At 65.5% G+C, this 14,190-nt stretch carries 1 protein-coding gene (cut by a window edge); it reads right to left on the bottom strand.

Annotation, left to right across the window (positions count from 1 at the left end; translation table 11 throughout):
• A protein-coding gene (locus AB0J47_RS05200) for a non-ribosomal peptide synthase/polyketide synthase (RefSeq protein WP_364340754.1) crosses the window boundary here: on the bottom strand, positions 1 to 14,190 show its 5' portion. The gene continues 3,453 nt to the left of window position 1, outside the view; 14,190 of the gene's 17,643 nt are visible here — the first part of the coding sequence; the start codon lies at positions 14,188 to 14,190; the stop codon falls past the left edge of the window.

Here is a 14,190-nt window from a genome sequence, read left to right as displayed (position 1 = left end):
AACCGAATGCGCGGTCCGATTCCACTCTTCGAGCAACCGCGCACGCTCCGCGCCCAGCAGATCCAACGCACCGACAGCCGTATCCGACTGAGCGACAACAATTTCCAGCAGCCGCAAAAGCTGCTCACTGAACCGCTGGGCACTGGTGCGCTCGAACAGGTCCGTTGCGTAGCCGAGCGCGATATCGATACCCTCAGGCGCGCCATCCGCACCATAGTGATCGACAGCGAACAAGTGCAGATCGAATTGCGCTACCCCACTGTCGAATTCGAGCTCACTCACTTCGAGCCCCGGCAGCTTCAGTTCACCGCGCTCGTGATTCTGGAACGAAAGTCCGACCTGGAACAGCGGATGCCGCGCTGTCGATCGTTCCGGGTTCAGCACCTCGACCAGGCGCTCGAACGGCACATCCGCATGCGAGAATGCGGCAATATCGGCCGCCCTGGCCCGCCCGAGCAGCGCATCGAAACTGTCTGCGCCATCGACCCGAGTCCGCAACACCAGCGTGTTCACGAACATGCCGATCACATGGTCGAGTTCCGCATCGCCGCGACCCGCGATCGGCGTCCCGACCGCGATATCCGAACTGCCGGACAGCCGAGCGAGCAGCGCGGCGAATGCGGCATGGACAACCATGAACAGCGTTGCGCCACTGCGTCGTCCGAGCGCGACGAGCGCGCTGTGCAATCGCGCGTCGATTGCGAACTCCACCTTCGCGCCACGCAAACTCTGCCGGGCGGGCCGCGGGTAATCGGTCGGCAGGGACAGCTGATCAGGCAGTCCATCAAGCGTCCGGGTCCAGTACGCGATCTGCTGTGCCGACAGCGATTCGGGATCGTCCTCGCTGCCGAGCAGTTCACGCTGCCACAGTGCGTAATCCGCGTACTGCATGGCGGGCGGCGTCCAACCGGGTGCGCTGTCATCCAAGCGTGCGCGGTAAGCCAACATCAGATCACGGACAAACGGCGCGAGCGAGGATCCGTCGGCGGCAATGTGATGCAGCACCGCCGCCAATACGAACTCCGCGCGCCCCCCGATCCGGAACAGCCGCATCCGGACCGGGATATCGACGGTCACGTCGAAGGTAGTGGCGGCCAGCTCCCGAACGCGTTCCGACAGGGTGTCTTCGGCAATATCGATCGGATACAGCGACGGAATCGCCTGCGCGACGGGCACGATCAGCTGAGTCGCCGCACCGTCGATCTCCGGGAATCGAGTCCGCAGCGACTCGTGGCGACCGATCAGATCCGCGACCGCGGCTTGTAGCGCCGCGATATCCAATGCGCCGGTGAGCCGCAGCGCCACCGGAATGTTGTAGGCAATCGAGTGCTGATCGAACCGGTTGAGCAACCACATCCGCTGCTGTGCCGGGGAAAGCGGAATCCGGCCCGGACGTGCCCCCGCCACCAGTGCGGGCCTGGGCGCAGCCGGATCGCTCGTGCCGACCGCTGCGGCGAGGTCGGCGACCCGCGGCGATTCGAACAGCGCACGCACCCCAACGGTGCGCCCGAGCGCCGCGCCGATGCGGGCCGCGGCCTTCGCGGCCAGCAGGGAAGAACCGCCGAGGGCGAAGAAGTCGTCATCCGCACCGACCAGACCGCCCTCGGCCATCCCGAGCACATCCGCGAAGACGCCCGCGACAATCTCCTCGACGACCGTCCCCGGCTTGCGGTAGGTCGACGCCTCGAACTCCGGTGCGGGCAGCGCGGCCCGATCCAGCTTCCCGTTGACGGTCAAGGGAATTCGTTGCACCCCCACGATCGCGGCTGGCACCATATGCTCGGGTAACCGCCGCGCGAGTTGTTGTCGCAGGTCAGCGGCATCGATCCCAGCGAAGCCGACCACATAGGCGACAATGCGCGGCTCATCCACCAGATCGCTGCGCACGACCACCGCCACCTCGCGCACCGTTGCGCTCGCGTCCAGTAGCGCTGCCTCGATCTCTCCCAACTCGATGCGGAACCCGCGCAGGTTCACCTGCTGGTCGGCCCGGCCCAGATACTCCAACTCACCGTCGACGGTCCACCGTGCGAGGTCACCGGTCCGATACGCCAGGGCACCGTCCCCGGCGTACGGATCGGCAACGAACCGGCTCGCGGTGAGCGCGGGCCGTCCGAGATAGCCGCGGGCCAACTGACCACCCGAAACGTAGATCTCGCCGGGCACGCCGACCGGCACCGGCCGCAGCCGCGCATCGAGCACCCGCACGACCAATCCGGGTATGGCCCCACCGATCACACTCGCCGAACCGGTACCGACCTCGATCGGCCGGTAGGACACATGCACGGTGGTCTCGGTGATGCCGTACATATTCACCAGTCGCGGCGAGCGCGGATACCTGGCGAACCAGGCGCCGAGCCGCTGCGGTTCCAGCGCCTCGCCGCCGAAAATCACATAGCGCAAGCTGAGTTCGGCGGGCGGCGGGGCAATCAGTTGATAGAAGGCCGACGGTGTCTGGTTCAACACCGTCACCCGTTCCTCGGCAAGCAGTTCCAGGAACTGCTCCGGTGAGCGCGAGGTGTAGTAGTCGACCACCACGAGCGTGCCACCATGCAGCAGTGCACCCCATAGCTCCCAGACCGAGAAGTCGAAGGCGTAGGAGTGGAACAGCGTCCAGACATCCGAGGGTCCGAACTCGAAGTGGCACTGGGTGTTATCCAGCAGGCGCAACACATTGCGGTGCGGGACGACCACGCCCTTCGGTTGCCCGGTGGATCCGGAGGTATAGATGACGTAAGCCGTATGCGCCGGATTCAGCGGCCTACGTCGCTCCGCCTGGCTGATAGCGGTCGAACGCTGATTCCCGGCCGCGATATCGATTACCGGCCCGCCGAACCAGCCGGGTGCCAATCCGGTTCCGGCGCTGGTTATCGCACAGATCGGGCGGGCATCATCGAGTACGTATTCGATCCGATCGGCCGGATAATTCGGATCGATCGGCAGATATCCGCCACCCGCCTTGATCACCGCGACCAATGCGACGACGAGTTCCACCGACCGCGGCAGCGCCACCGCCACCAGCGCGTCGGGTCCGACCCCGGCCGCGATGAGCCGCCGCGCCAGCCGATTCGACCAGGCGTCGAGTTCGGCATAGGTCAACGATCGGGCGTCTGCGCGGACCGCGACGGCCGTCGGATCGATCGCGACGGCCAGCGCGAACCTCTCGGCGAGCGTGACCGTCGCGGTGACATAAGCCCTTGTCGGAGTGGACCATTCGTGCAGCGCGCGGTGCTGTTCCTCAGCGCTGAGCAGTTGAATATCCCCGACCACCACCGTGGCATCCGCGGCGATGGCGGCCAGCACCTGCGTGAACCGACGACCCAAAATCGCGATTGTGCCCGCATCGAAAAGGTCGGTCGCATAGGTGATCTCGATGTCCATGCCATCGGCACGGCCACCGGCGTCATCGGATTCGACCACCGTGAACTGCAGATCGAATTTGGCTGCCGCCGCATCGAATTCGACCGGGCGCACCACGAGATCGGGTAGTTCGAGCGACGCAAGCTTGAAGTTCTGAAAGGTCAACGCCACCTGGAACAGCGGATTCCGATTCTGCGCCCGCGCCGGCGCAATGACCTCGACCAGCCGCTCGAACGGCACATCCGCATGCGACAGCGCCTCGATATCCTGTGCGCGAACGGTATCCAGCACCGTCTCGAAGCGCGCCCTGGTGTCGATGTGAGTGCGCAGTACCAGGGTGTTGACGAACATCCCGACCAGCCCATCGAGCGCTGCGTCACCGCGACCGGCGACCGGCGTGCCGATTGCGATGTCCGCACTGACCGACAATCGGGACAACAACACCGCGAGCGCCGCATGCACTGTGCTGAACAGCGTCGTTTCCCGCTTGCGGGCCAGTTCGCGCAGTTCACTGTGCAGATCGGAGTCGATGCGGAGCCGGTGGGTGTCGCCGCGATATGACGAGACTGCAGGTCGCGGCCGATCGGTGGGCAGCTCCAACTGTTCGGGCAGACCCGCCAGCGCACACCGCCAGAAGGCGAGCTGCCGGTGCGCCTGCGACTCCGGATCGGCTTCATCGCCCAGCGTCTCGGCCTGCCAGAGTGTGTAGTCGGCGTATTGCACGGGCAATGCCGGCCATGCGGGCGCGGTGCCGGCACGGCGCGCGGCGTAGGCGGTCATGAGATCGCTGGCGAGCGGTCCGAGCGAGAAGCCGTCCGCCGAAATATGGTGCAGCACAAGCGCAAGCACGTGTTCGTTGCCAGCCGTGAACAGTCGGGCCCGCAGTGGCACCGTCGTGGTCAGATCGAAGGTGGTCGCCGCGAATGCGGAAAGGTTCGGTTCGAGTTCCGCCTCGGTGACAAGCTCGGGCCGCAAAGCCGCAATAGCCTGCGCCGCGGGGATGATCACTTGCACCGCGCCATCGAGGCTTTCCGGGTAGATCGTCCGTAGCGTCTCGTGCCGAGCGACCACATCCGCCAGCGCGGCGGACAATGCCGCCACATCGAGATCGCCGGTGAGCCGCAGCGCCACCGGAATGTTGTCCACGGCATCGCCCGAATCGTCGGCAAGGAATCGGTTGAGGAACCACATACGCTGCTGAGCCGGTGAAAGCGGAATCCGCGCTGGGCGCGAGCGCGGGCTCAACGCGACATATCCGCGCCCCTCATGCGCCTCGGTCGCGGTCGCCAATGCCACAACCGTGGCTGCCTCGAACAGCATTCGCACCGGCAGCCGCATATCCAGCGCCGCGCCCAAACGGGCCACGACCTGCGTGGCATTCAGTGAGTTTCCACCGAGGGCGAAGAAGTCGTCGTCCAGCCCGACCAGTTCGACATTCAGCACTTCAGCGAAGGTCCGCGCAACGATTTCCTGGGTCGCCGTGACAGGGGCGCGGAAAACAGCAGCCTCGAATACGGGCGCCGGCAAGGCCTTCCGATCCAACTTTCCGGAGGCATTCAGCGGAAAGTCATCGAGTACGACAAACGCCGCCGGCACCATATACGCGGGCAGTTGCATGCTCAGAGCAGATTTCAGGGCATCGGAATCGACCTGCGTTTCCGCGACGACGTATGCGACCAGTTGCTGCTCATCCCGCAGCACAACCACCGCCTGCGCAATCGAATCCATCGCGGTCAGCGCGCTTTCGATATCACCGAGCTCGATCCGCAGACCACGCAGCTTGACCTGGAAATCCGTGCGACCCGAATACTCGAGCACCCCATCCGCACGCCAGGTCACGAGATCCCCGGTGCGATACATCCGCGCACCATCGCCGAACGGATTCGCAACGAACCGATCACTCGTCAGATCCGGTCGTCCGATATATCCGCGCGCCAATTGCGCACCGGCCAGATACAACTCGCCCGCAACCCCCACCGGCACCGGACGCAACCGCGCATCGAGCACATAGACCTGGGTGTTGAATACCGGCCCACCAATCGGCACGGTATCCACATCCGCATCGGTGACCTCGTGGCCGGTGACATCCACCGCTGCCTCGGTCGGACCGTACAGATTGTGTACTGCCGCACCGGTCAGCTCACGCAATCTATGAGCAGGCTTGGGGGCCAATGCCTCCCCTGACACGAATACCATCCGCAGCGAATCACACTCAGCCACAGCCGGTTCCGCGACGAACACCACCAACATCGACGGCACGAAATGCGCGACGCTGACCCGCTCGCGACGAATAACCCGCGCCAGATACGCCGGATCACGATGCCCATCCGGCCGCGCCACCACCAACCGCGCCCCGACCTGCAATGGCCAGAAGAACTCCCAAACCGACACATCGAAGGTGGCGGGCGTCTTCTGCAGCACCACATCAGCACCGGTCAGCGCGTAGGTTTCGCGCATCCACACCAGACGATTGACGATCGCCGCATGCGAAACCGCGACCCCCTTCGGCCGCCCCGTCGATCCGGAGGTGAAGATCACGTACGCGGTGTTGCCCGGCACCAAGGGGCCGAGCCGATCGTCGTCGGTTAGGGGCGCATCCGAGTAATCGGAGGTGTCGAACAGATCCACGTCGAGCACCGCCCACGCACGGTCGGTGCCTAGATCCAGCCCATCCTCCGAGCGGGTCAGCACACACCCCGGGCGCGCCATCCGCAGCGAATGGCCGACACGCTCGGCCGGATGCTCCGGATCCACCGGAACATACGCACCGCCCGCCGTGAGCACCGCGTAAATCGCCACGACCAGATCCACCGACCGCCGCATACCGATGGCCACCGTGGTCTCCGGACCAACCCCGATGGACACCAGCAGCCGCGCGAGCCGATTCACCCGACCCGCGAATTCCGCATACGTCAGCGTCGCGGAGCGACTCGATGGGGGGTGGTGGTCGGGCGACGGGTGGGCCAGCGACTCGCCCTCGAAGGTGACCGCAGGGGCATCCGGAGTCCGCGCGACCTGCGCCTCGAACAGCGATACCAACGTTGCATCGACATCCACCGGATGTGTTGTCGCATTCCAGGCGTCGAGGATCAGCGCGCGCTCATCGTCGGCGAGCAGATCGATATCACCGATCCGCACGTGTGGATCGGCGACCGCATCGAGCACGCGCTGCAGTCGAGTCGCGAACGAAGCGACCGTCCGCGCATCGAACAGGTCGGTGGCGTACTCGAAAGTTGCTGCCATATCGGCTGCGTCCGCCGACAGCGTCAGTTGCAGATCGAATTTCGCTGTTCGCGTATCGATATCGAGCATCGAGGCGGCTAGACCGGCCAACTCCAGGCTGGTCTGCGCGGTGTTCTGGAAGTCGAGCATGACCTGGAACAGCGGATGCCGTGCCGCGGAACGCTCCGGATGCAAAACCTCCACGAGCCGCTCGAACGGCACATCGGCATGTGCGAGGGCGCGCAGATCACCGTCGCGAACCGCCGCGATCAGCTCGGCGAAAGTCAGTTCGGGCCGCACATCGGTCCGCAGCACAAGGGTGTTGACGAACATGCCGACGAGCCCGTCCAGCGCGGCCGCACCGCGCCCGGCGACCGGAGTCCCGATCGCAATATCCTGCTGCCCAGCGAGTTTCGCCAACAGCGTGGCGAATGCCGCATGCAGCACCATGAACAGGGAGGCGTTCGCGCCCTCGGCCACATCACGCAGCCGATGATGGGTCGCGGCATCGATAGTGAAGGCATAGCGCGCACCACGCCCCGACGCGACCGCCGGACGGGGCCGATCCCCCGGCAGTGTCAACACATCCGGCAGATCGGCCAATTCGTTCGACCAATACCGGATCTGTTCGGCGATCAGAGATTCCGGATCCTCCTGCGCACCGAGCGTTTCCCGCTGCCACAGTGTGTAATCGGCGTACTGCACCGGCAGCGGCACCCAGTTCGGCTCCGAACCCACGCGACGTGCGGCATACGCGACCATCAGATCCCGAGTTAGCGGCGCGATGGACCAACCGTCCGCACTGATGTGATGGATGGATACAACCAGCACATGCTCGGTCCCAGTGCGCAGCAGCGTGAGCCGAACCGGCGCCTCACGGTCGATCGCGAAAGGCATCGCCGCCAACGCTCGAATCCGATCAGCCAATTCCGTGGCATCAACCGGTTCCGGCGCCAGCGAAACCGCATCCACCGGCAGCACTTCCTGACGCGGAACACCGTCAACCGCTGGATACCTCGTGCGCAGCGCCTCATGCCTGGCGATGACATCGGCAACCGCATCGGTCAACGCACCGAGATCGAGCGCGCCGATCAGTCGCACCGCAGCAGTCAGATTATTCGCAACCGAGGCGGCATCGAACTGATTGAGGAACCACATCCGCTGCTGCGCATAGGAAAGCGGCACCACATCGGGGCGGGTCTGGGCGACCAACGCCCGTCGCGCAGACCCTGAACCGGGCAGATGCGCGGCCAAGGCGACCACCGTCGAATGCTCGAACAACAGCCGCACCGGAATATCGGCATCGACCACCGTCCCGATCCGCGCCGCAATCTGCGTGGCCACCAGGGAGTTTCCGCCGAGCGCGAAGAAGTCATCGTCCAGCCCGACCCGATCGAGACCGAGCACCGCCGCGAATACCTCGGCAACCGCATGCTCGGTAGGGGTGACAGGCGCACGAAATTTTCCGGCGGTCGGCACCGGATCCGGCAATGCCTTGCGATCCAACTTGCCCGAGCTGGTCAGCGGCATTTCCGCCAGTCCGACATAGGCCGTCGGCACCATGTAGGAGGGCAGCACAGCGCGCAGCCGCTCCCGGAGCACCTCGGCCAGTTCTGTCTCCGGAATTGCAGCGACCACATAGGCGACCAGCAGCTCACCCGCGGCATGCGAAAATACCCGCACAGCCGCGGAACGCACATCGTCGTTAGCGACGAGCACCGCCTCGATCTCACCGAGCTCGATCCGCTGCCCCCGCAGCTTGACTTGAAAGTCACCGCGCCCCAGGTATTCCAGATCCCCGGCCCGATTGCGTCGCACCAGATCACCGGTCCGATACATCCGGGCACCGGCCGGGCCATACGGATCGGCCACGAACCGCTCGGCGGTCAATTCCGTCCGCCCGTGGTACCCGCGCGCCACCTGAACGCCGGAGAGATATAGCTCGCCGACGACCAGGTCCGGCACCGGCCGCAACCGGGCGTCGAGCACCAGCAACTGACTCGAACGAACCGGCCGACCGATCGGCACCGGCCCTGACATGCCGGCATCGACGGCCGCATAAGTGGCGTGCACCGTGAATTCAGTTGGGCCGTATAAGTTGTGCAGTTCGGCTCGGCACACCGCGGCAAAGCTCGCCGCGGCTTCACCGGTCATCGCCTCACCCGCTACGAAAACCGCACGCAACGAGGCGATCTCGGCAATACCGGTGGCATCGGCGAATACCGACAGCATCGATGGCACGAACGAGGTCATCGTCACGCGGTGCGCCGCGATGGTCGCCGCAAGATAAGCACTGTCCCGATGCCCGTCATGCGCGGCGACGACCACGCGCCCACCGCGCGCCAATGGCGCGAACAGCTCCCACACCGACACATCGAAGGTCGACGGAGTCTTGAACAGAACCACATCGTCCGCGCCGATGCCGTATTCGTCGGCAATCCAGTCGATCTGATTGACCACCGAGGCATGCTGCACCGCAACACCTTTCGGCGCGCCGGTGGATCCGGAGGTGAAGATGACGTACGCCGTATTCGTCGCGCGCAAAGGACTCAGCCGGTCCGAATCCAGCACGGGCGCATCCGAATAGCCGGAGCAATCCAGTGCATCCGCCACCCGGACCGAAGGCCCGGTCGACCACCCGTCACCCGCCCGAGTCAGCACACAGACCGGCTGAGCCGAGGAAACGACCTGTGCCCGCCGCGCCGCTGGTTGATCCGGATCCACCGGCACATACCCGCCACCCGCGGTCAATACCGCATAGGCCGCGACAACGAAGTCCGCCGACCGCCGCATACCGAGCACGACCAGCGTCTCGGGCCCGACCCCGGCGGCGATCAGCCGCCGAGCAAGCCGATTCACCCGCCGCGAGAACTCCGCATACGTCAGCGCGCTATCCCCGTCGACCACCGCGACGGCCTCGGGCGTCCGCCGTACCTGCGTCTCGAATGAGGCCAGCAGTGTCGCAACACGACTCGACGACTCCGCGACTCCGCACTCGATCGCACGCTGCCGTCCCGCCATATCCAGCAGCGGCAGATCCCCCACCGCTAGCTCGGCATCGACAACAATCGCCCGTAGCAACCGAACCAACCACTGCGCGTAGTCCGCGATAGTGGATTTGTCGAATAGATCTGTGGCGTAGGTGAACTCCGCCCGAACCCCCGCCGATGCCGGACCTTCCCCGAGTCCGGCACCGGCGAAGCCTTCGGTGACCGTGAGCTGGAGATCGAATTTGGTCACTCCGGTGTCCAGCCTACTGGTGCAGGCCGACAAATCGGGGAGTTCGAACGCGATGTCCGCGGCATTGTCGAAAGCGAGCAATACCTGGAACATCGGATGCCGCGCCTGCGAGCGCGGTGGGTTAATGGCATCGACCAGCTGCTCGAATGGCAATTCGGCATGACCGAAGGCGGCGAGATCGGTCTCGCGCACCCTCGCGAGCAGCGCCGAGAAGGGCGCGGCGGTATCGACTACGGTTCGCAACACCAGGGTGTTGACGAACATGCCGATGAGATCGTCCAGCGCCCGTTCACCACGTCCGGCCACCGGCGTGCCGATCACGATGTCGTCGCTGCCCGACAGCCGCGAAAGCAGCACGGCGAGCGTGGCATGCAACACCATGAAGTTCGAAACACCCTGGGCACGAGCGAGTTGCACGACTCCGGCGTGCACCTCGCTCGGAATTTCGAATCCGAAGACCGCACCGCGTCCGGATGCGACGGCGGGCCGGGACCGATCGGCGGGCAGCTCGATCAGATCGGGCGCACCGGCGAGCGTGGCGGTCCAGAACTCCAGTTGCCGGGCCAGCGCAGCGTTCGGATCGGACGCGGAGCCGAGCAATTCATGCTGCCAGAGACTGTAATCCACGTACTGCACTGACAGCGGTAACCATTCCGGCACAACACCCGAATGCCGGAATCCGTACGCGGACATCACATCTCGTGCCAATACCCGCATCGAAAAGCCGTCCGCGGCAATGTGATGCAGCACCAGTGCCAGCGCACAGCTCTCGTCATCGACCAGGAAGATCCGTGCCCGAATGGGTATTTCGCGCCCCAGGTCGAATCCGAGCGCCGCGAACCGAGCCAGCTCTTCGTCCAGTTCGGCCACACCGATCGATTCCGGCTCCCCCACGACGACAACCTCGTCCGTGGACAGCACGACCTGCTGGGCCGCCACGCCGTCCGATACCGCGGGAAAGATCGTGCGCAGCACCTCATGCCGATCGACCAGATCGGCCAAGGCCAGCCGCAGCGCCGAAATATCGACCGAACCGCGCAACCGCACCACGAACGGCATGTTGTAACCGGCACTGGAAGTCTCGAACCGATTGAGGAACCAGATCCGCTGCTGCGCCGGAGATAGCGGAACCAGCGGCGGCCGGTGTCGCGCCCGCAGCTGCGCGAGCACCGGCACGCCACTGGATCCACCCGCCCGCTCGATGAGTTCGGCGAGTGCGGACACCGTGGTAGCGGTGAACAATTCGCGAACCCCGAGCCGACAGCCCAGTTCGGCGCCCAAACGCGCCGCGACCTGGGTGGCCACCAAACTATTGCCGCCGAGGGCGAAGAAATCGTCATCGCGCCCGAGGTGATCGTGTCCGAGTACCGCCCCGAATACCCGCGCGACCACAGCTTCTACCGGTGTCGTGACCGCGGTGTATTCGACCCGCTCAGGCGTGGGCAGCGCGGCACGATCCAATTTGCCGGAGGCATTCACCGGCAGCGCGTCCATCACCACGAACGCGGCAGGCACCATATACGCGGGCAACGCGCGCAACGCCGCGGTGCGCAGTTGGCCAGCAGACACGGTGCCGGGCTCGGACTCGACCACATAGCCGACCAACTGTTCGCCCACCCCGGCGTCATCGCGCACCACGACCACCGCGCGCACCACCGAATCGACGGTTCCGAGCACGGCTTCGATCTCACCGAGTTCGATCCGCAGCCCGCGCAACTTCACCTGAAAATCGGTGCGGCCCAGGTACTCCAGCTCACCGTGCGTAGTCCAGCGCACCAGATCACCGGTGCGATACATCCGGGTAGCCGACCCGAATGGATCCGCGACGAACCGATCGGCGGTGAGCCCGGGGCGGCCGATATAGCCACGGGCGAGCTGTACCCCCGACAGATACAGCTCACCCGCAGCCCCGACCGGTACCGGCCGCAGCCGCGAATCGAGCACATAGAGCCGGGTATTGAAGACCGGCGCGCCGATCGGCACCGAGAGGGTATCGGTATCGGTCACTTCATGGAAGGTGACGTCGACCGCCGCCTCCGTGGGACCGTACAGGTTGTGCAGCCGCACACCGGTCAGCACCCGCAGCCGCTGTGCCAGCGCGGCGGGCAGCGCCTCTCCGGACGCGAAGACCCTTCTCAGTGCCGTACGTCCGGTGCACTCCGACTGTGCCAGAAACACTTCCAGCATCGACGGCACGAAATGTGCTGTTGTCACATTATATTCGGTGATCACCGCCCGCAGATAGGCCGGATCGCGATGACCGTCGTGCTCGGCGAGCACCAGCCGCGCCCCGATCTGCAACGGCCAGAAGAACTCCCACACCGACACATCGAAGGTAGCGGGCGTCTTCTGCAGTACAACATCATCGGCCGACAGCCGATACTGCTGTTGCATCCACACCAGCCGGTTGACGATCGCCTCGTGGGTGACGACCACCCCCTTCGGCCGCCCGGTCGACCCCGAGGTGAAGATCACGTACGCGGGCTGACTCGGCCGCAGCGCGGCGGTACGTTCCCGATCCCAGACCGGACCATCCGCATAATCGGCGAGATCCAGCCCATCGAGACGGATCACCGGCACTCCGGCAAGGTCGGTGGCCTCAGTCGTCAGCACGCATGCCGGTCGCGCGGTCGCCAGAATGTGCGCGGTCCGCTCGGCCGGATGATCCGGATCCAGCGGCACATACGCCGCCCCCGCGGCAAGCACGCCATACATCGCGATCACCAGCTCCGGCGACCGACGGATGTTGAGCGCGATCAGCGTCTCAGGTCCGACGCCGAGGTCAATCAAATGCCGTGCCAGCCGATTACTGCGCGCCGCGAGTTCTCGATACGTCAGGTCCGGCACACCCGCGAACTGCACCGCGACCGTATCCGGCGTCCGCGCGACTTGCGCCTCGAACATCGAAACCAGTGTCGGCGCACCGGCGAGCGCCGCGGGCACATCGAAGCCGGTCGCATTCCAGATCCGGGTGCTGACCTCGAGTTCCAGTTCGGTCGCCACGGCCACCGCCGACATCGGCGTATCGACCTCGGTGGCCAGCAACCGCTCCAGATACCGCACGAACCGCGTCTGATGGCGCGCGATGTCATCGGCCGCATAGAGATTCGGATTCGCCTCGAAATCGACGTGCACGCTGTCGCGCTCGCCGTAATAGACATTGAGGCTCATATCCTCCACCGGCCCGGTGGACAGTACGTGGTACCGGCCGACCGCATCGCCCAGCGTCAACTCGCTGCCGAACAGCATGATGTTGGCCAGCGGACCGAACAGCGCACGGCGCGCTGGCCGCCCGTCGTGCTCGGCGTCGCGGCGGATGTCCTCGTGCCGATACCGCTGGTGCCGCAGCGCACCCGCCACCTCCACGCGGGTGGCCCGCAGCAGATCCCCCCAGGTGCCGTCGACCGCGAGCCGCAGCGGCACGATATTCGACAGCATTCCGGCCGACTGCCGCATGAGCGCGGTGGTGCGCGCCGTCACCGGCAGACTCAGTACCGCCTCGTCCCGATCGGTGAACCGCCCGAGATATCCGGCGAAGGCCGCGAGCAGCACCACCGCGATCGTCGAATCTTGGTTCGCAGCAAGCGAATTCATCCGATCGATCAGCGCGTCCGGCAATACCCGGCGCGCGATCAGATTGGTCGCCGAACGCGGTGCGCTCCGCCCGTCCAGGCTGGTCGCAGCGTCGAGCCCGGCGACCCGTTCAGCCCAGTGCGCACGGTCGGTTTCGAAGCGAGAGCTATCCCGGTAGGCGCGTTCACTGTCGACCAACTCGGTCAGCGCACCCGGCTGGACCGCCTGCGGGTCGTTGCCGAGCACGCTGGCGGTATACAGCTGCGCCACCCGCTGGGTATTGGTCAGCGCGCCGAATCCGTCGAGCACGATGTGATGCGCCCGCAGATACCAGAAACACCGCTGGTCAGCGACGCGCAGCACGGCACCGGCGAACAGCGGATCGGTCAGCATATCGACCGGCGCGCTCGCATCCGCGCGCATCCATTCGTGTGCCGCGGCCACCGGATCGGCATATTCGCGCAGGTCGATCACCTGGATATCGACGGAATTCGCGGGATCGACGCACTGGTACGGCATGCCGTCGGATTCACCGAGGCGCACCAGCACCGATTCGTATTCCCGCGCCGCGATGACCGTCACTTCCTGCAGGATCGCGGGATCCAGCACGCCCGGCACATCGACGTATTGGGCCACATTGATCGGCACGTCGGGATCGAGCAACTGCGCATACCAGACCCCCAGCTGCGCCGGTGCGAGCGGAAACGGCTGGTTGTCCGAAGCCTCCGGTAAGCAGTCACTCGCCGGGCGCGCGGCCTCGTCCGGTCGCGCCCCACCCAACTCCGTACCGTGCAC

The sequence above is a fragment of the Nocardia sp. NPDC049737 genome (genome assembly GCF_040674755.1).
GTDB lineage: Bacteria > Actinomycetota > Actinomycetes > Mycobacteriales > Mycobacteriaceae > Nocardia.
This window is presented reverse-complemented; position numbering and strand designations above follow the sequence as displayed.